19 protein-coding genes are annotated in these 18,832 nt (G+C 59.6%); 8 read left to right on the plus strand and 11 right to left on the minus strand.

Features of this window, described 5'->3' with window-relative positions; genetic code table 11:
* Positions 1–22: 22 nt before the first annotated feature.
* From gorA to gspE, 11 genes are all read right to left on the minus strand, one after another.
* On the minus strand, positions 23–1,384 hold the full coding sequence (gene gorA, locus LJ360_RS10455; RefSeq protein WP_264993932.1) for a glutathione-disulfide reductase: 1,362 nt from the start codon (positions 1,382–1,384) through the stop codon (positions 23–25).
* Between the two features lie 64 nt (positions 1,385–1,448).
* Positions 1,449–2,135 (minus strand): GNAT family N-acetyltransferase, encoded by a 687-nt coding sequence (locus LJ360_RS10460; RefSeq protein ID WP_091853666.1) that lies wholly within the window; start codon positions 2,133–2,135, stop codon positions 1,449–1,451.
* A gap of 73 nt (positions 2,136–2,208) precedes the next feature.
* Positions 2,209–2,736 carry a type II secretion system protein M gene (locus tag LJ360_RS10465; RefSeq protein WP_264993933.1) on the minus strand — a complete coding sequence of 176 codons (528 nt, stop codon included), beginning with the start codon at positions 2,734–2,736 and terminating at the stop codon, positions 2,209–2,211.
* 2 nt (positions 2,737–2,738) lie between these two features.
* On the minus strand, positions 2,739–4,037 hold the full coding sequence (gspL, locus tag LJ360_RS10470; RefSeq protein WP_264993934.1) for a type II secretion system protein GspL: 1,299 nt from the start codon (positions 4,035–4,037) through the stop codon (positions 2,739–2,741).
* Positions 4,038–4,053: 16 nt separating this feature from the next.
* Entirely contained in the window at positions 4,054–5,082 is a 1,029-nt protein-coding gene (gspK, locus tag LJ360_RS10475) for a type II secretion system minor pseudopilin GspK (protein ID WP_177186070.1), read from the minus strand.
* Entirely contained in the window at positions 5,079–5,897 is an 819-nt protein-coding gene (gene gspJ / locus LJ360_RS10480) for a type II secretion system minor pseudopilin GspJ (protein ID WP_264993935.1), read from the minus strand. The genes gspK and gspJ overlap by 4 nt, the downstream gene beginning before the upstream one ends.
* On the minus strand, positions 5,894–6,274 hold the full coding sequence (gene gspI / locus LJ360_RS10485; protein WP_245742657.1) for a type II secretion system minor pseudopilin GspI: 381 nt from the start codon (positions 6,272–6,274) through the stop codon (positions 5,894–5,896). Before gspI ends, gspJ begins: the two co-directional genes overlap by 4 nt.
* On the minus strand, positions 6,274–6,870 hold the full coding sequence (gene gspH / locus LJ360_RS10490) for a type II secretion system minor pseudopilin GspH (RefSeq protein ID WP_264993936.1): 597 nt from the start codon (positions 6,868–6,870) through the stop codon (positions 6,274–6,276). The genes gspI and gspH overlap by 1 nt, the downstream gene beginning before the upstream one ends.
* On the minus strand, positions 6,833–7,264 hold the full coding sequence (gspG, locus tag LJ360_RS10495) for a type II secretion system major pseudopilin GspG (RefSeq protein ID WP_281247030.1): 432 nt from the start codon (positions 7,262–7,264) through the stop codon (positions 6,833–6,835). The genes gspH and gspG overlap by 38 nt, the downstream gene beginning before the upstream one ends.
* A gap of 107 nt (positions 7,265–7,371) precedes the next feature.
* Positions 7,372–8,583, minus strand: coding sequence for a type II secretion system inner membrane protein GspF (gene gspF / locus LJ360_RS10500; RefSeq protein WP_264993937.1), 1,212 nt, complete (start codon positions 8,581–8,583; stop codon positions 7,372–7,374).
* Entirely contained in the window at positions 8,583–10,091 is a 1,509-nt protein-coding gene (gspE, locus tag LJ360_RS10505) for a type II secretion system ATPase GspE (protein ID WP_091853683.1), read from the minus strand. The genes gspF and gspE overlap by 1 nt, the downstream gene beginning before the upstream one ends.
* A 361-nt stretch (positions 10,092–10,452) precedes the next feature.
* Between gspE and LJ360_RS10510 the strand changes: the two genes are divergently transcribed.
* The 8 genes from LJ360_RS10510 to LJ360_RS10545 all read left to right on the plus strand — a co-directional run bounded on the left by LJ360_RS10510 (position 10,453) and on the right by LJ360_RS10545 (position 18,768).
* A complete protein-coding gene (locus tag LJ360_RS10510) occupies positions 10,453–11,115 on the plus strand; it encodes a type II secretion system protein N (RefSeq protein ID WP_264993938.1) in 663 nt (220 codons plus the stop codon).
* 15 nt (positions 11,116–11,130) lie between these two features.
* Entirely contained in the window at positions 11,131–11,781 is a 651-nt protein-coding gene (locus LJ360_RS10515) for a transglutaminase-like cysteine peptidase (protein ID WP_091853687.1), read from the plus strand.
* Between the two features lie 80 nt (positions 11,782–11,861).
* Positions 11,862–12,242 (plus strand): MerR family transcriptional regulator, encoded by a 381-nt coding sequence (locus tag LJ360_RS10520; protein ID WP_091853689.1) that lies wholly within the window; start codon positions 11,862–11,864, stop codon positions 12,240–12,242.
* A 40-nt stretch (positions 12,243–12,282) separates the two neighbouring features.
* Complete coding sequence (locus tag LJ360_RS10525; protein WP_091853691.1) at positions 12,283–13,449, plus strand: isovaleryl-CoA dehydrogenase; 1,167 nt, start codon at positions 12,283–12,285, stop codon at positions 13,447–13,449.
* Positions 13,450–13,456: 7 nt separating this feature from the next.
* A complete protein-coding gene (locus tag LJ360_RS10530; RefSeq protein WP_264993939.1) occupies positions 13,457–15,064 on the plus strand; it encodes a carboxyl transferase domain-containing protein in 1,608 nt (535 codons plus the stop codon).
* A gap of 11 nt (positions 15,065–15,075) precedes the next feature.
* Complete coding sequence (locus LJ360_RS10535; protein ID WP_264993940.1) at positions 15,076–15,861, plus strand: enoyl-CoA hydratase-related protein; 786 nt, start codon at positions 15,076–15,078, stop codon at positions 15,859–15,861.
* Positions 15,862–15,865: 4 nt separating this feature from the next.
* Positions 15,866–17,872, plus strand: coding sequence for an acetyl/propionyl/methylcrotonyl-CoA carboxylase subunit alpha (locus LJ360_RS10540; RefSeq protein WP_264993941.1), 2,007 nt, complete (start codon positions 15,866–15,868; stop codon positions 17,870–17,872).
* 2 nt (positions 17,873–17,874) lie between these two features.
* Entirely contained in the window at positions 17,875–18,768 is an 894-nt protein-coding gene (locus tag LJ360_RS10545; protein ID WP_264993942.1) for a hydroxymethylglutaryl-CoA lyase, read from the plus strand.
* Positions 18,769–18,832 lie beyond the last annotated feature (64 nt).

Genomic DNA, 18,832 nt, shown 5'->3' on the forward strand with positions numbered 1-18,832 from the left:
TTCAGAAAGGCAAAGACAGCGGTCAGGCCACCGGCGTGCGCATGGTGACGAATTCTTCGGCCGAGGTGGGGTGAATGCCGATGGTACTGTCGAAATCTGCCTTGGTGGCGCCGCATTTGAGCGCAACCCCGATACCCTGGATAATCTCCCCGGCATCTGGCCCGACCATGTGAGCGCCCAATACCCGGTCGTCCTCTGCATCCACCACCAGCTTCATCATACTGCGTTCGTCCCGTCCACTGAGCGTATGCTTCATGGGGCGGAACTCGGAGCGATAGATAACGACCCTATGCCCTGCCTCCTTCGCCTCTGCCTCAGTCAGGCCTACCGTCCCGATATTTGGCTGACAGAACACTGCGGTCGGGATGTTTCGGTAGTCCATCTCCCCTTCGCCATCGCCAAACAGCCGGCGGGATAACACCATGGCCTGGGCCAGCGCGACGGGGGTCAGTTGCGGGGTACCAATGACGTCGCCGAGGGCGGTAATAGACGGGACTGCCGTCTGGAAAAACTCGTCCACCTGGACGTGGCCCGAAGTGGTGAACTCTACTCCCAAAGCTTCCAGGCCCAGCCCATCGGTCAGTGCCCGACGCCCGGTAGCTGCCATCACCAGGCCAGTCTCCATGATGCTGCCATCGGACAGGGAAACGGCAAAACCGTTGCCGGACTCTTCCACCGAGGTGATATTGGTATTGAAACGCAGGCGGATGCCCTTCTTTTCCAGTTCAGTAACCAGGAAGCGACGAACATCATCGTCAAAGCCACGGAGGAACAGCTCCCCGCGGTAGATCAGGGTCGTGTCCACGCCGAGACCGGCGAGAATGCCGGCAAACTCCACTGCGATGTAACCCCCGCCCCAGATGACGGCCTCCCGGGGGAGCTGTGGCAGGTAGAACATTTCGTTGGATGACAGGATCAGGTCACGGCCCGGGACATCGGGCGTGGAAGGCCAGCTGCCCGTCGCAACGGTAATGCGATCGGTGGTCAATTCCCGTTCACCCACTACGACGGTATTGGGATCACGTATAGAGGCGGTACCCTGGATAACGGTTACGCCTGCACCATCGAGCAGCTGACCGTAAATGCCATTAAGGCGTTCGATCTCGGCATTCTTGTTGGCGACGAGGGTTGGCCAGTCGAAACGGACATCCGAGCGGGGAACCTGCCAGCCATAACCGGCAGCGTCCTCCAGGTCCTCCCCGACATGGGCACCGTACACGAACAACTTCTTGGGAACGCAACCCACATTGACGCAGGTACCTCCCAGGTAGCGAGACTCCACCACGGCCACCCGTGCGCCCCGCTGGGCGGACATGCGGGCAAGGCGAACGCCGCCGGAACCGGCGCCAATAACGATAAGATCATAATCCCGGGATTCTGACACGTGGACTCCTGTTCAACTTGAGTAAAAACAGACCGCTTGCCCACCCTTTGCCCCGGTCAGGGGTTCAGGACGCCTGGGAACCGGCCCTGGTCGATGAAACGTCCGCATCCCTGAACAGTACAAAATCCTCATAGTCCCCCAGACGGATAGTGCCCAGGCTCCGGAAGCCTTCGGACTCATAGAACGGCAGGTAGCGACTGTTACCGGTATCAAGTACCAGTCCGTTCGCTCGGGGGTTTTCTGAACACAGCGACTCTACCGCCGCCAGCAATCGACGACCAAAGCCGCGGTTCTGGTATTTTGGGTGAACACCCATCAGTGGCAACTGGTGAGTTCCCTCACCCGGCAGCATGCTGCGGATTTTCTCATGATAGTCAAGGTAGCGTCGGGTCGAGGCAAAGCCGGCTGTTAGCACCATTCGCAGACGCCAACTGAGTTGCTCGGCCAGGTTCAGGCGCAGTTCCGGATCACCGATGAACGCCACCGCCACCAGCGTGTCATCCGCCATGACACCGATTGCGTCCTGGTTGAGTTCGAAGTAGAGGTTGAGCAATTCACGGATGGTTGCACGAACCCGCTTATCATACCCGGGCTTACGATGATCGAACAGGTACTGGAAGGTGGGTTCGTGCCGGTACGCCTGATAGAGAATCGACTTGGCCTCGTTAAAGGCGGTGTCATCCAGACGGACGATGGAAGGTTCCCGGGCGATCTTGTTTTCGTTGTCTGCCGTTGCAATGCCTTCTGCCATCGAAAGGCTCCCCTTCTGTTAGCGTTATGCCGCCAATAGCGGCGCACTTTCCTTTACTTTCCCTTATAAAGCCTCAGATTGCCAGCGTCAGACGTACTGATACCACACCCGGGGTGTCACGCCGGTCCATGGCCGCCTGGTCAATCAGGATACCGTGGTTGGTGCTCAGGCCTTCCAGCCATTGCGCCACCTGGCCAAACGGTACGTCCTCAAGCCACACCCGCATGGCATTGTCACCACTGGGTTCAAAGCGTTGCAGGTCGAGCCCGGCCTCCCTCGCGGTGGAGGTAACCGTCGCCATCAATTGTCTTCCGTTCTCAGGCTTGTTGGCTGACGCGGTGGCCGCCGCGCTGCCACCGCCCAGTTGGCGGATCGCCTCACGGTTCTGCTGCATCCAGGCCAGCAACTCGCTGGCATTCTCGCGGCCGGTCACAGACTGTTCATGGTAGCTGGACACCGGACGCCAGACTGCAAAGTAGACCAGCGCCAGAAGCAGCGCCACAACCATCAGCTTCAGAGCCTGCTGATCCCTTCGTGGCAGGTGATCGTAGCGAGCTACCAGGCGGGTGATGGACGGGTTTTCCTTGAGTTTGCTAAACACGGTCAACCTCCTGATACCGTCAGACGGGCACGGGTACCGTCAGAATCGTTGACCACGGAACCGATACTGGCATCGAGCCCCTGATCGTTGATGCCTGAACGCAGCGCGTTAAGCCGTTCATAGCTGTCCGCACGTATATCCACAACCAACTCACCCCGGGAACGGGTGTAGTTTACCGAGTTGAACAGAACCGACTGATTCCCGGGCAACTGGCTGTACTGCTGCCCGGTATGCTTCATCAAGGGCAGGAAACCTGCGTCACCACCCTGCTGACCTGCAGTCCTGAGTTGACCTTCCAGGACTCGGCGAACGTTCTGCGGGGTGGCGCGGCGATCGTTCGGGAATGCCTGGTGATAGATTGCCATGGCCTGCTCCTCCAGGGCCCTGGCCTGCTGTTGATGATAGTACCCCATGCCCAGCTGGGCCCCGATGACCAGCAGGAACCAGGCGGCTGCGATGGCAATGGCGGGCCGCCACGCCCTGAGCGCACCACCCTCACGCTGGCTTGGAGCATAACTACCCTGGCAAAGATTGATGGGTTCTGCCGCATGGTAGTAATGCGCGCTCGCGAGCAGCTCAACAATGGAGCCCTCCATCGGCTCCCGGTGCACGCTCAGCCTCGGGGTATCAACCAGCGCAGATAATGCCTGCTCGTTGGCAGCCATGGCGGCTTCGGTACCGTAAACCACCACCTGAACCTCGGCAGCCACTTCATCTTCCGTAGGCATGGCCAGGGTCTGGGCAAAAACCGACAGGTTCTCTGTCCTCATGGTCATCCATTCGCCGCGGCGAGAGGCCAGCAACGCCATGTCATCGCCCAGGCATATGGCCCAATCATGGCCCCTTAACGGAACCAGGGCTGCGTCGGGATAGATGGCCTCGAGGTCTGCAGCTTCCCACTCCAGGAAGGTCTCCCGCCAAAGGGCCATCCGCTTATGATCAATGGCGGCAACACGGTAGCCATCCTCAGTTGCTCCGCCAAGGGCGAGGTGGACCGTTTCGACGTCCTGGGCCAATTGTTCCTCGACAGCAAACGGTAAGGCCTGACGGATAAAACGGACTTGCTTTGCCGGAATATCAGCAAAGCAGAACAGGGCCTCATCGCCGGGAATGAGGCCAATCAGACGCACGCCTTCAAGGGAATTCCGGCTGAGTGCATCTTCGATATTGTCCCTGGTCTCACCCTGGCCACTGGCCTGCAGTTCACCGCTGGCGTCAAGCAGCACCCAGTCCATGCGAAACTGGCCATCTGCCGGGTCTGCGCTGGTGCTTACCGGCCTTGCGTAAAGGTGGTATGACATAGTCTGCGTCCTTGGTCTATTCCCCGGACACCCCGAAGGGCTCCTTGGTTATTCTGTGCTTCTGCCCGGTGTCGCGGCGAACCACCGATAAATCGCCTTCGCTGTCACGGTACACCGTGCTCACCAGGTTGGTTACCCGGTTATCCCAGGTAATACGGGAAACCACTTCGAAAAACTCTGACCGTACCTTCAGCCCCTGGGGCCGCAGTCCAAGTCCTGCGAACTCGGGCAACGCCGTAAAATCGCCAGTGGTCAGAAAGCGCTCCTCTTTCCGGCGCTCAACGACGGTATTGGCCTGGGCATCGGTGATCTGCTGGTGGAGCGAGCGAATCACCGGTATTGAAGCCATGTTAACATTGATACCGGTTCCAGAAACCGGAAGCGCCGCAACGTGTGGACGCAGCAATTGGTAGGCTTCCTCGGTCATACCCTCGATCAGTCGCAATTCGGTCACGCTGGCAAAGGGTTGGTTGCCTGCCCGGTATGGAGGGTCTTTCATAAGATACTGACCATCTTCGGCACCATAGGCGGACACCGGCTCTTCATCGGGGTCTACCCAGTCCACCAGGGCATCGACGTGAACATCGGTAATCCCGAGTACCATCAGCAACCGCATCAATCGGTCCCTGGTTGCCTGGTCGATAGCGCCAGCGGGGTTCACCAGGTCATTGAGATTAATGCGGCCGGACAGGTCATCCACCTGAATCTCTGCAACACCACCATCATCCAGTGGCAGAACTGCCGCGTAGCGCCACCAGACTTCGTCCGGGCTATCCACCAGCTCGTTGTTCTCACGATCGGTTTTCAGGTCCTGGAACAGAACCTGTTTTGCAAAGTCCTCTGCTCCCAGCGCCACGTTGTAGCCCTGGGTCTGGGCCAGGAAGTGCCCTGCCCGAAAAACCCGCACCCCCTGTTGTTTGACCATGCCGGCAGCCATCATGACTACCAGGGCCATGGATAGCAGCACCATGATCAACGCCATACCTCGCTGGTAACGGTCGAAGCCGGATACTCCGCACCCCCCGCTGGCAGGGCGAAAAGTCATGTGCCGTCCCCCTGGGTCTGAGGTGCCTGATCCTGGTCACTGGCCTGACTACTGGTTTCGCCGGTTTCGCCAGTATCGTCGTCTTCCCCTTCCTCAGCTTCGTCCTCCCCCTGGTTCCCCTGGGAGATCGATGTCTGTACGGCCGTCACGTTGAAATCAGGCATCAGAAAGAGGCGTGTCAACTCTCCGTAACGCTCATGCTCCAAGGTCACTTCCACGGCCAGCGGCAAGGGAATGACCGGGGCGCCAGGCCCACTGGGGATTCCCTGGTTGGGCGGTGGCCAGTCTTCCTGCCAGGTGCGTTCTTCATCGAGGAAGCGCATGGAAAAAGCGGTCACCCCATCGAGCATGAGCTGGTCGTGGCTTTCTTCTTCCTGAGCCTGGTCCAGCATCACCCAGTACCGGCGCCGGACTTCATCGCCGGTAAACTCCCAGGCACTTCGCTGCAATTCGCTGCGCTGTTTACCCAGCGGGTTACGCCAGCCCTGCCGCGTTACCTGCAACAGAAAGGCTTCTCCTGCCGAGGTCAGCGCGGGTTCATAGTCGCCATAGATATTCCGGACAGGCCGGCTGGTCACCTGGCGCAAATCCCGCTCCAGCAGAAGAAACGTCTTCTGAAGGTTTTCGAATTCCGCCGATACTTCATCCACCCGGTCCCGGGCGGTCACCACACTGGATAGCACCTGCCAGATACCCAGGCCAATGACCGCAGTGATGGAGACAGCGATGAGCACTTCCATCAGGGTAAACCCGGACTGGCGAGCGCTGACACTCCAAGGGCGACCGCGGCCACAGGAAGCCAACGCAACGCTCACAGGCTCTGCTCCGGATCACGGAGAAAACCGGACAGGCTCTGTAACTGCGCAGGCTCGCCTGAACCACCATAGGCCTCGACGCGGACATCAATCCGACGCATGCTTTCTTCGTCCGTACCGGAAATCTCAGTCACCACCCGCCAGCGACGACCGGCATATTCAAGCTCTTTACTGCTCTCGGAAATGGAAGGAAATTCCTCCTGAAGCCGAACCTCGTTCATCCGGTTGCCGGCAATCCAGGACGCCATGGTCAGATCCCTCACCCGCTCGAAGCTGCCCAGGTACTGGCTACCCACCTGGGACGCTGCTGTTGCGATCAGGCCAAAGACCATCAGGGCCACAAGCACTTCGATAAGTGTAAACCCGTGTTGTCGCATCAGAAATCGTCCGTGTCCGATGGAGTGTGCATCTTGATGTCATCCAGTCCGTCGGCTTCCAGGCGAAAGCGGTAATCCGGAGAGGTAGTTGCCAGGAACTCCAGCTCAAACGGCGTGGTTTCACCACTTGAATAAAACACAATATCGGGGCGCAGGCTGCCCTCTTCGTCTTCTTCGTCATTTCCCCGGGCGAGGCGCGGGATATCATCTTCGCTGAACAGGGTGACGCTCATCCACTCCGGAAAGTTGCGGCCCTGGAACAGTCGTTCACTCTCACTGCGCCACGTCTGTTCCAGTTCGTCATATACCAGGAAACGATAACCCTGTTCGTCAACCACCAGGCCCAGTTCCTCATTATTGAGGATGGCCTGCTCCGCGGCGGTCTGCATGAGGACATACAGTTCACGAACCTTACTGTTCAGTTCCCGCTGCTCGCCACCCCCAAGATTGACGATGGCCAGTGAAGCCAGCAGCCCCAGCAGTACCAGCACAACCAGGATTTCGATCATGGTGAAGCCGGCCTGACGGAGCCACCGGGGTGCGGGCATCGCCACAGGGTCAGTTGAGGTCGTGGATGCTGATATCAGCTTCGTCACCGTCACCACCTTGCTGGCCGTCGGATCCGAACGAATAAAGGTCGTAGGCACCCTCTGCACCCGGACTCTGATACTCGTAACGATTTCCCCACGGGTCTTCCGGAACACTCTTCAGATAGCCTTCCGGGTTCCAGTTCCTGGGCTCAGGAGAGCCGGAGGGGCGGCTGACCAGTGCCTCCAGGCCCTGCTGGGTGCTGGGGTAATGGCTATTATCCAGCCGATACATGTCCAGGGCATTGGCAATATTGTTCATCTGGGTCTTTGCGATGGTGACCTTGGCCTGGTCACTGCGGCCCATGATATTGGGGGCGACCACCGCCACCAGCAGGCCAAGAATGACCATGACCACCATGATTTCGATGAGGGTAAACCCTCGCTGGTTGCGTTGTTTCATCGTTGTACTCTCTTCCATTTGTGGTTTCAGATTGCTTTGCAGTGAACTTCCAGGTCTGGACGGATCGTCTTGCTTGTCTGGTTCTGGCAGGTGAACGGTTTTTTGGTTCACCCCACCAGGTTACTCATATTCAGGATCGGCAACATGATAGCCAGTACGATAATAAGCACCACGACGCCCATGACCAGCAGCATCATGGGTTCGAACAGGCCGACCATGGCGGCGATCTTCGACTGCAGGGTGTTTTCCTGCATTCGGGCAGTGCGCTCCAGCATGCTGTCCAGCTCACCACTGGCCTCACCGGAGGCAATCATATGCAGCATCATGGGCGGGAAATAACCGGTCTGCTCAAGGGCCTTGTTAAGGCTGCCACCTTCCGAGACGGTCTGGGCCGCATCCCGCAGCCTTGCCCGAAGATGGTCGTTACCCAATACCTCACCGGCAATGCGCATAGCTTCCACCAACGGCACACCGCTGGTTGTGAGGATACTGAGTGTGCTGGCATAGCGGGCGGTATTAACGCCGCGAACCATGCCCTTGAGAAGCGGGATGTCCAGCAGCGCCTTGTGGAAACGACGACGGTTACCCTCTGCTCGCAATGAAAAGCTGAAGGCGATGCCCCCGAGGACCAGCACCAGCAAGAGCCAGATGCCATAACTGGAGAGAAAGTCGGAGGCCGACAGCATGGCCCGGGTCAGTGCGGGTAATTCCTGCCCCTGTTTGACAAAGACCTCGATAATGTCCGGCACGACATACGTCAGCAGGAAGACCACAATGGCAATGGCAACGACAGTCAGGATAATCGGATAGATGGCAGCCAGCTGGATTTTCTGCCGTGCCTCCTGGCGCGCCTCGGTATAGTCAGCCAGCCGGTTGAGTACCAGGTCAAGGTGGCCCGCGTGTTCGCCTGCTGCAACCGTGGACCGGTAAAGGCGGGGGAATGCCCTGGGGTATTCACCCAGGCTGTCGGCCAGGGTATAGCCCTCCATGACCTTGGCCCGGATGGCGATCAGCATGCTCTTCATGGCAGGTTTTTCGGACTGCTGGGCGGCTGCCGACAAGGCCTGCTCAATCGGGATGCCCGACTGGATCAAGGTGGATAGTTGGCGGGTAACGAGGGCCAGGTCGGAAGTACTCAGGCTGCCCCGCCGACTGAAAGACGCACCCTTGCTCTGCCTCTCGGTAGCCGGCTCCACCGCCAGGGGGGCCATTCCCTTGTCGCGAAGTTGCTGGCGAACGGCCCTGGCGCTGTCAGCTTCGATAACCCCACTGGTCTGCTTGCCGCGCCGGTCAAGCGCCTTGTAGTCGAAAGCAGGCATCAGCGGCTCCGGTGGGTCACACGGAGGACCTCTTCCACCGTGGTAACGCCGTCGAGGATCTTGTTCACGCCATCGGCATGGATACTCGGCCCGGCCTCCCTCGCCACTTTTTCGAGATCAAGCTCACCAGCGCGTTTATGGATCATTGAGCTCATGGCGTCGGTAATCTCAACCACTTCATAGATACCGATACGCCCGCGGTAACCAAGGTTATTGCAGTGCTCACAACCCCTTGCCTTATAGATGGTGGGCGGCCTGGAAGGATCTGCCTGGATAAACTCGCACTGTTCAGCCGAAGGCTCATAGGGTTCGCGGCATTCCTGGCAAAGCACACGGACCAGTCGCTGGGCGACCAGCCCGACCAGGCTGGAGGAAATCAGGAAAGGCTCAATACCCATGTCCATCAACCGGGTAATGGCTCCCACCGCTGTATTGGTATGCAGTGTGGAAAGCACCAGGTGACCTGTGAGACTCGCCTGTATGGCAATCTCGGCCGTTTCCAGGTCCCGGATCTCACCGATCATGACCACATCCGGATCCTGGCGCAGGATGGCCCTGAGTCCCCGGGCGAATGTCATGTCCACCTTGGTGTTTACCTGGGTCTGCCCGATACCCGGCAGGTTGTATTCGATGGGGTCTTCAACGGTCAGGATGTTGCGACTGCGATCGTTGATTTCCTGCAGGCCGGCATAGAGGGTCGTGGACTTACCGGAACCAGTCGGTCCAGTGACCAGTAGAATGCCATACGGCCGCTTGACCATCTTTCGCAGCAGGTCCAGGTCACGCCCTTTCATGCCCAGGGATTCCAGCCGGATATTACCAGCCTGCTTGTCCAGCAGACGGAGTACCACGCGCTCGCCACTGGCCGAGGGCATGGTGGATACCCGGATGTCTACCTCACGGCCCGCCACCCGCAGTGCAATACGACCATCCTGGGGAACGCGCTTCTCGGCGATATCCAGCTTCGCCATAACCTTGATCCGCGAGACCAGCAGCGGCGCAAGGGCGCGTTTCGGTTGAACGACCTCCCGCAAGACACCATCCACCCGGAAGCGAACCACCAGACGCTTTTCATAGGTTTCAATATGCACGTCCGAAGCTCCGGTTTTCACGGCTTCGGTGAGAATGGCGTTAATCAGGCGAATAATGGGTGCATCGTCTTCCTGTTCAAGCAGGTCCTCTGTCTCTGGAACCGACTCTGCCAGTGACGCCAGGTCCATATCGTCACCAATGCCCTCCACCATCTGCATGGCTTCGGCAGAATCGTTCTGGTACGCATTGTTCAGTGCTTCATCAAAGTCGCCAGGTTCGATAGGTTCGAACGTGGCGCGGCCTCCGCTGATACGGTTGGCTTCAGCCAGGGCGCTGTGTGGTGCACCGGGACGGACCAGTATCACAGGTTCACCCGACACGTTGCGGGTCAGAATCACCCCGTTGCGCTTGGCGAACGTGAAAGGAAGGCGTCCCAGCGGAGCATCCTGCGGCTGGATGTGCGTTTCAGTAGTCAAGGCTGTCCCCGTGTCTTGTTCAGAACTGACGTCAGAGGCTTTTTATCTGTCTCCCTGACAACCGTTCCGCTTATTATTCCCTGTAGGTGTGAAGGCTACCACAGGTTTTGGCGCCCTCTGAATAACTCAATACACTATAATCGGCAACAGGATGTTACATTGTGATGAGCGTTCAGGACCTCGAAAGTTGTCACCGGAAGCCTCTGCCCTACCGGGAATGCATGACGGGCAAACGGCACCATGCCGGAGGTTTTAAGGAAGAAACATCGCACGACCAGTGTCCGGGCAGCGTCTGGCGCCAGACTGGTCAGGGTTCTCAAGCCCTTGCGATACGGCCAAGCATGTTGAAAAAAGGATAGCCATGTCTGCTCTAACTGCCAGACTTCCCATGATCACTGCATTGTTGTTCGCCGTTGCCATGGTGGCCAGCCTGGCCTGGCAGGGCTACCGGTTCTGGGAACAGGAACAAACACTGCACGACCAGGCAACCACTACCCAGCCTGTGCGGCCCAGCCCCCAGCAGCGGCAGCAACCTCAGGTGGCGCTCGATAGTATCGATCTGTTCGGACGCGCCGACCCCGAGGCCCTCGCTTCCGGGCAGGACACGGAAAACCTGCCGGAGACCAACCTGCGGCTCTTCCTGCGGGGAGTGCTGGCCGGCACCGAAGAGCAGCCTGGCAGCGCCCTCGTCGAGGATGACAGAGGCCGCACTGAGGTCTATATCATTGGTGATGAGCTCCCGGGGAATGCAAGGCTTCGTTCCGTGCATGCAAATCGGATCATCATTGAGCGCAGCGGCAAGCTGGAGAACCTGTACTTTCCCGAGACGGACGACTCCCGGGGTATGGAGCTGGCGGCCATTGATAACCGGGGCCAGCCCAATGACCAGGCCGATGCTGGCGGCGCGAACACGGCTAGCGGCCAGTCCCGGCGGGCCATGGCAACACCCCAGGCCACCGACGAACGTCGCCAACAGATCCGCCAGCGGCTCGAGGAGCTTCGTCAACGGCTGAAGGACCAATAACGTTGAGGTAACTCCATGGCATACACGCGGCAGGCGGCCAGAAGCAGTTCCCTGCTCCTGGTCATCGTGTTTGCCGCTATTGCCACTGCTTTCGAGCTGGGCTCAGGCCTGCTGCAATACATCCAGGAAGAGTATGGCCTGGAAGCCAGGGCCAGGCTGGAAAACTGGGAACGCCTGCACAGCCTGGCTGAACCAGCCCCGATCCGGCGCCAGATACAGCTGGTCAACTCCTTCTTCAACCGAACCCCCTTTGTCAGCGACCTGCAACATTGGGACCAGGAGGACTACTGGGCCACCCCGGTGGAAATGCTGGCAACCAACGGTGCCGACTGCGAAGACTTCTCCATCGCCAAATACCTCACCCTGCGCTCCCTCGGAGTGCCGGACGACCAGCTTCGTATCGTCTACGTCAAAGCCCTGGAACTCAACCAGGCCCACATGGTCGTCGCCTGGTACCCCACCCCCGACGCCGATCCGCTTATCCTTGATAACCTTGTTAACCAGATTCGTCCGGCTTCGGAACGTGACGACCTGGAGCCGGTATACAGCTTCAACGGCGAAGGCCTTTGGCGCATACGCGGCAACCGAAGCAAGCGTTCTGGCGACGCCGAACAATTACGCCACTGGCGATCGCTGCAGGAACGCCTCATCGACGTCCTCAAATAACCCCTTCACTCCAGTGATGTACCTCTTGCGCAGGAACCGGAGTTGGTTTACGTTAACGTAAACTGCATAAGAACAAGACTATGGCTTCACCAAGGCAATACACCATCAGCGACCTGGCGCGGGAATTCGACATTACCACCCGGACCATCCGCTATTACGAAGAATCCGGCATGCTCAGCCCCACCCGAGACGGCCAGACCCGGCTCTACAACGACGCTGACCGGGTCAAACTCAAGCTCATCCTCCGGGGGAAGCGCCTGGGATTCAGCCTTTCAGAATCCCGGGAACTCATCGAGATGTACGACCCGGACTCTGATAACCGACATCAAATCAATGCGTTGTTGAGCAAAATTCAGAAACGACGTGAACAGCTAGAGGCCCAGCTCCACGATATCCGCCTGATGCAGGAAGAGCTGGACGAGGCCGAAACCAAGTGCCGGGAGGCACTTGGTGAAACCTGAATAATCCACTAACTCCCGACTGACCAGAGGCACAATAACAATGAGCCAATACACCACCCTCAACTTCAACCACGGCGAGACCCTGGACACGCTTCGTGACCAGGTACAGCGCTTCGCACAGAACGAAATCGCCCCGGTCGCCGACAAGACCGACAAGGACAACCAGTTTCCCAACGACCTCTGGCCCAAGCTGGGTAACATGGGCCTGCTGGGTATGACTGTCAGCGAAGAGTACGGCGGCAGTGACATGGGTTACCTGGCCCATGTTATCGCGATGGAAGAAATCAGCCGGGCCAGCGCCAGTATCGGTCTCAGCTACGGGGCCCACTCCAATCTCTGCGTTAACCAGATCCACCGCAACGGAACCGAAGCCCAGAAGCAGAAATACCTGCCCAAACTGGTCAGTGGCGAACATATTGGTGCGCTGGCCATGAGTGAACCCAACGCCGGTTCCGACGTTGTCAGCATGAAACTGAGAGCAGACAAAAAAGGCGACCGTTACATCCTCAACGGCAGCAAGATGTGGATCACCAACGGCCCGGATGCCGACACCTACGTCATCTATGCCAAGACCGACCCCCAGGGCGGCCCCAGGGGTATTACGGCCTTCCTGGTGGAGCGCGACTGGAAAGGCTTCTCCCGCGGCCCCAAGCTGGACAAGCTGGGTATGCGCGGATCCAACACCTGCGAACTGATCTTTGAAGACGTGGAAGTGCCGGAGGAGAACATCCTCGGCAACGAAAACGCAGGGGTGAAAGTTCTGATGTCCGGCCTGGACTACGAACGCGTGGTGCTTTCCGGCGGCCCCACCGGCATCATGCAGGCCTGCCTTGATGTGGTCGTGCCCTACGTCCATGAGCGCAAACAGTTTGATCAGCCCATCGGCGAGTTCCAGCTCATCCAGGGCAAGCTGGCAGACATGTACACCGAACTGGCAGCCAGCCGCGCCTACCTGTATGCCGTGGCGCAGGCCTGTGACCGGGGCGAAACGACTCGCAAGGACGCCGCCGGCGCCATCCTGTATACCTCCGAGCGTGCCACCAAAATGGCCCTCGAAGCCATCCAGATTCTTGGCGGCAACGGCTACATCAACGACTACCCTACCGGTCGCCTGTTGAGAGACGCGAAACTCTACGAGATTGGCGCCGGCACCCAGGAAGTCCGCCGTATGCTGATCGGCCGCGAACTGTTCAAGGAATCCAACTGAGGTTGCCATGGCCATTATCCACAGCACCATCAATGCCCAATCGGATGAATTCCGGCAAAGAAAGGAAGCCATGGAGGCACTGGTCGACGACCTGGCCCGGCGCCTGGAACGGGTGGCCCAGGGTGGCGGCAAGGAAGTCCAGGAACGCCACCGAAGCCGCAACAAACTGTTACCCCGCGAGCGGGTCAACCGCCTGCTCGATCCGGGTTCGCCTTTCCTCGAAATCGCCCCGCTTGCTGCGGACGGCGTCTATGATGACGACGTTCCCGCTGCCGGTATTATTGCCGGTATCGGCCTGGTTCAGGGTGTGGAGTGCCTGATCGTCGCCAACGATTCCACGGTAAAGGGCGGTACCTATTACCCCCTGACGGTAAAAAAACATATCCGCGCCCTCACCGTCGCCGAGGAGAACCACCTGCCCTGTATCTACCTTGTTGATTCCGGCGGCGCAAACCTGCCACAGCAAGACGAGGTCTTTCCGGATGCCGAGCATTTCGGCCACATTTTCTATCGCCAGGCCAACATGTCCGCCAAGGGCATCCCCCAGATTGCGGTGGTGCTGGGGCTGTGCACGGCCGGCGGTGCCTATGTGCCGGCGATGGCTGATGAAAGCATCATGGTGAAGGGGCAAAGCTCGATCTTCCTTGCCGGACCGCCGCTGGTGAAAGCCGCTACTGGTGAGAACGTATCCGCCGAAGAACTGGGTGGTGCTGACGTACATTGCAATATTTCAGGGGTAGCGGACCACCTGGCCCATACCGAGGAAGAGGCCCTGGAACGCGCCCGTCGCTGTATCGCCAACCTCAACCACAAAAAGCAGAACCAGCTGACCACGAAGCCGGCCGAAGACCCACTCTACGACCCCGGCGAACTCCATGGAGTGGTGCCTGCTGACCTTCGCACACCCTACGATGTTCGCGAGGTCATCGCGCGCCTGGTAGATGGCTCGGAATTCGACGAATTCAAGGCCGGTTATGGCACCACCCTGGTATGTGGCTTTGCCCACCTGTATGGCCATCCGGTGGGTATCGTGGCGAACAATGGCATCCTCTTTTCGGAGTCCGCCCTCAAGGGAGCGCACTTCATAGAACTCTGCAGTCAAAGGGGTATCCCCCTGATATTCCTGCAGAACATTACCGGCTTTATGGTCGGTAAACAGGCTGAGCACGGCGGCATCGCCAAGAATGGCGCCAAGATGGTTACCGCGGTCGCCTGCGCCCGGGTCCCAAAATTCACCGTAATCATTGGTGGCAGTTTTGGTGCCGGTAACTACGGTATGTGTGGCCGGGCCTACAACCCCCGCTTCCTGTGGATGTGGCCCAACGCCCGTATTGCCGTTATGGGCGGTGAGCAAGCGGCTGGCGTACTGGCAGACGTAAAGCGTGCAGGGCTGGAGCGCAAGGGTAAGAGCTGGAGTGATGACGAAGAGCAGGCGTTCAAGCAGCCGATCATCGATCAGTTTGAACACCAGTCTAACCCCTACTTTGCCTCGGCCCGCTTGTGGGACGACGGGGTGATTGACCCTGCCGACACCCGCGATGTGCTGGGCCTGGCCCTGACCGCCTCCCTCAACGCCCCGGCCGAAGACACACGCTTCGGTGTCTTCCGGATGTAAGGAGATCAGCCATGAACCAATCTGCCGTTATCAGTACCACTGACAGCCGTGGTGTTACCCGCATTACCCTTAACCGGCCGGACAAGCGCAACGCCTTTGACGACCGCATCATTACGGAACTTACCAGCGCCATCCTGGCAGCCGGGACCAACCCTGACTGCCGCGTTGTGGTGCTTGCCGGGGAAGGCAAGCATTTCTCCGCCGGCGCCGACCTCAACTATATGAAACGCACCGCAGAACTCAGCCAGCGGGAGAACGTGGAAGACGCGCAACGCCTGGCGGGACTGATGCAGGCACTGGACCGGCTTGACCGGCCCACTCTCTGCCTGGTGCAGGGAGCTGCCTATGGTGGCGCCCTGGGCCTGATCTGCGCCGCTGATATTGCCATCGGGACCGAGAACAGCCAGTTCTGTCTCAGCGAAGCAAGGCTCGGCATCACGCCTGCTGCCATCGGACCCTATGTGGTCCGTACCCTGGGTCAGCGGCACGCCCGCCGCTATTTCCAGACCGCTGAGGTGATTCGGAGCGAGCGGGCCCACGAGTTGGGGCTAATCCACGAGTGCGTCCCGGAGGATCAACTTGCCAGCAAGGCCGAAGAACTCATCACGGCCCTGCTCCGAAATGGCCCGGTAGCGATGGCCGCCGGCAAGGAACTGGTATCTGCTGTCTCTGGCGGAGCCGTTTCCGATGAGATTATCCAGTACACCGCTGAAGTGATTGCCCGGTTGCGCACCGGGGATGAAGGGCAGGAAGGCCTGGCAGCCTTTTTGAAAAACGGACTCCAGATTGGGCGGTAACCTCATGAGCAACGCTATCACTTCCATACTGGTCGCCAACCGGGGTGAAATTGCCCTGAGGATCTTCAAAACCGCAGAAGCCATGGGCCTCAGCACCGTCGCCGTGTACTCAGACGCCGACGCAAATGCCCCCTTTGCGCTCGAAGCAGATACTGCCCTGAACATCGGGCCGGCGGAAGCGGCAAAAAGCTACCTGGACATTGAAAAAATAATCACGGCAGCCCGCACCAGTGGGGCCGACGCCATTCACCCGGGTTACGGTTTCCTCTCCGAGAACACCGAGCTGGCCGCCGCCTGTGAAAAGGCCAGCCTGCGTTTTATCGGCCCCCCTGCCAGCGCCATTGCCGCCATGGGCTCCAAGAGTGCGGCCAAGGTCCTGATGGAGGGTGCCGGTGTACCCCTCGTTCCCGGTTACCACGGTGATTCACAGGACCCGGATGTCTTTCGGCGGGAAGCCGAACGCATCGGCTACCCGCTACTGATCAAGGCCAGCGCCGGTGGCGGCGGCAAGGGTATGCGTGTGGTCCGGCATGCCTCCGAACTGCAATCGGAGATCGAGGCCGCCCAAAGGGAAGCACAGTCTTCATTCGGTGACCCCAAACTGCTGCTTGAACGCTACCTGGAAACGCCCCGCCACGTTGAGGTCCAGGTGCTGTTCGACCAACACGGCAAGGGTGTCTACCTGTTCGACCGGGACTGCTCGGTTCAGCGCCGCCACCAGAAAATCATCGAAGAGGCGCCGGCACCCGGCATCCCGGATGACGTGCGCAAGGCGATGGGTGAGGCCGCCGTACGCTGTGGTGAAGCCATCGACTACGTTGGCGCAGGCACAGTGGAATTCCTTTACGAACCGGAAAGCCACGAATTCTTCTTCATGGAAATGAACACCCGCCTGCAGGTGGAACACCCGGTCACCGAGATGGTCACGGGGCTTGACCTGGTCGAATGGCAGATCCGCGTTGCCAACGGCGAGCGTCTGCCCTGGCGTCAGGAGGACCTGCGCTGTCAGGGGCACGCCATGGAAGCCAGGGTCTACGCGGAAGATCCGGACAACGGCTTTCTTCCCCAGACGGGGCGCCTGCATACGCTTCAGGAGCCGGCAGCAAACGACACCGTTCGCGTCGATTCCGGTGTCCGGCAGGGATTGGAAATCACCCCCTGGTACGACCCCATGCTTGCCAAGGTGATCACGTTCGGCGAAGACCGGGACGAGGCCAGGATCAACCTGATCGAAGCCCTTAATCGCTATCACACCGATGGCGTGGTACTGAATACGGATTACGTGAGCCGGGTATTGCGGCATGAAGACTTTGCCGCAGCGAGGCTAACCACCCGTTTCGTGGAGATCCATGAGGAAGCGCTTGCCAAACCCCTGTTTTCGCCCTGGGCACGCAAGCGTCTCAGCCTGGTGGCCTGGCTCAGCGAGGTGGGCGCCCTCTCCCACCGGGATAGCCGGGATGTCTGGGGGCGGCTGAGTGGATTCCGCACGGGGGACAGCCATTGGCAGCCCTTTGAACTGGACCTGGATGGCGATCGTCACCACGGCCACTACCAGGTTCTGCGGGTGGGAAACGTCTATGGACGCCTTACCGTATTGATGGACGATGAAGAGACCCGCATCCGCTGGGGCCGGATGGATGACGGTGCCCTTGAGGTACGCCTTTCCGGCCGACGGATCCGTCTTGGTGGCGCATCGAGGGGTGACGAGCTTGCGGTATTTGCCGATGCTGCGACCTGGAAGGTCAGGGTCAATCATCCGGAAGTGGCCCAGGGAGCTGCGGCCGATGAAACCGAGCTCACGGCCCCCATGCACGGGCGGGTGACCGCGATACTCTGCAAGCCTGGCGAATCGGTCAAGGCCGGCCAGGCGCTGCTGACCATGGAGGCCATGAAAATGGAGCACACCCTGAAAGCCGGCTTTGATGGCACTGTCGAGGCGGTTCACTGTCAAACAGACAGTAACGTGGAAGCAGCCCAGGTACTCATTACCCTGGAAAAGCCGGAGGACTGACCATGGCGGACAATACCGTAACCCTGGTAGAAGTGGGACTGCGGGACGGGCTCCAGAACGAGAAAACACCGGTCTCCCCCGGGCAGCGGGCGGAATGGTTCAATGCCCTGGTGGCCGCTGGTCACCGCCGCATTGAGGCCGGCAGCTTTGTCTCGCCCAAATGGGTGCCGCAGATGGCCGGCACCGACGAGGTGATGTCCCTTATCCGCAAACCCGCCCAGGTTACCGCAGAGGTGCTGGTGCCTAACCAGAAGGGGCTTGAGGCGGCGTTGCAGACTTCCGCCGAGGTCATGGCCGTGTTTACCGCGGCCTCCGAGAGCTTCAACCGCAAGAATATCAACTGCTCCATCGAGGAAAGCATTGAGCGGTTCCGGCCCGTGGTAGAAGGCGCCAGGGCGGCCGGCCGGAGGGTCCGGGGCTATGTCTCCTGTGTGGTGGGCTGCCCCTACGAGGGTCGTATCCAGCCCTCACAGGTCGCCCACGTCACCCAGCGACTGCTGGACCTTGGCGTGGATGAGATCTCCCTGGGCGACACCATTGGTGTCGCCCGCCCGCGGGAAATTCACGCCCTGCTGGACGCCATCATTCCGGATACCGGCACCGACATCCTCGCCCTGCACTGCCATGACACCTACGGCCAGGCCATCGCCAATATCACCGCCGGGCTGGAGCGTGGCATCCGCATATTCGACTCTGCCGTTGCCGGACTGGGCGGCTGCCCCTATGCCAGCGGGGCCACCGGCAACGTGGCCACCGAAGATGTGCTATACCTCCTGGAAGGCGAAGGATTCGAGACAGGTGTCAACCTGCAACACGTCGCGGAGCTTGGCGCGTCTATCTGTAACGTCCTTGCCAGGGATAATCCCTCCCGTACCGGAAAGGCATTGACGGCCTGAGAGAACGTCGCAGTTTTCCGGGGGTAATACCTGGCATTTCCCTGTGCCCAGCAAACCCTCGGAA

The sequence above is a fragment of the Marinobacter sp. AN1 genome (assembly GCF_026013985.1).
GTDB classification, from domain to species: domain Bacteria; phylum Pseudomonadota; class Gammaproteobacteria; order Pseudomonadales; family Oleiphilaceae; genus Marinobacter; species Marinobacter segnicrescens.

Excerpts from the sequence above, each read along its gene's own strand:
- LJ360_RS10515 (WP_091853687.1), top strand. The coding sequence starts at position 11,131 with ATGGCATACACGCGGCAGGCGGCCAGAAGCAGTTCCCTGCTCCTGGTC.
- gspK (WP_177186070.1), bottom strand. The coding sequence starts at position 5,082 with ATGACTTTTCGCCCTGCCAGCGGGGGGTGCGGAGTATCCGGCTTCGAC.
- LJ360_RS10530 (WP_264993939.1), top strand. The coding sequence starts at position 13,457 with ATGGCCATTATCCACAGCACCATCAATGCCCAATCGGATGAATTCCGG.
- gspL (WP_264993934.1), bottom strand. The coding sequence starts at position 4,037 with ATGTCATACCACCTTTACGCAAGGCCGGTAAGCACCAGCGCAGACCCG.
- gspF (WP_264993937.1), bottom strand. The coding sequence starts at position 8,583 with ATGCCTGCTTTCGACTACAAGGCGCTTGACCGGCGCGGCAAGCAGACC.
- LJ360_RS10535 (WP_264993940.1), top strand. The coding sequence starts at position 15,076 with ATGAACCAATCTGCCGTTATCAGTACCACTGACAGCCGTGGTGTTACC.
- gspG (WP_281247030.1), bottom strand. The coding sequence starts at position 7,264 with ATGAAACAACGCAACCAGCGAGGGTTTACCCTCATCGAAATCATGGTG.
- LJ360_RS10460 (WP_091853666.1), bottom strand. The coding sequence starts at position 2,135 with ATGGCAGAAGGCATTGCAACGGCAGACAACGAAAACAAGATCGCCCGG.
- LJ360_RS10510 (WP_264993938.1), top strand. The coding sequence starts at position 10,453 with ATGTCTGCTCTAACTGCCAGACTTCCCATGATCACTGCATTGTTGTTC.
- LJ360_RS10545 (WP_264993942.1), top strand. The coding sequence starts at position 17,875 with ATGGCGGACAATACCGTAACCCTGGTAGAAGTGGGACTGCGGGACGGG.
- gspI (WP_245742657.1), bottom strand. The coding sequence starts at position 6,274 with ATGCGACAACACGGGTTTACACTTATCGAAGTGCTTGTGGCCCTGATG.
- LJ360_RS10520 (WP_091853689.1), top strand. The coding sequence starts at position 11,862 with ATGGCTTCACCAAGGCAATACACCATCAGCGACCTGGCGCGGGAATTC.
- LJ360_RS10525 (WP_091853691.1), top strand. The coding sequence starts at position 12,283 with ATGAGCCAATACACCACCCTCAACTTCAACCACGGCGAGACCCTGGAC.
- LJ360_RS10540 (WP_264993941.1), top strand. The coding sequence starts at position 15,866 with ATGAGCAACGCTATCACTTCCATACTGGTCGCCAACCGGGGTGAAATT.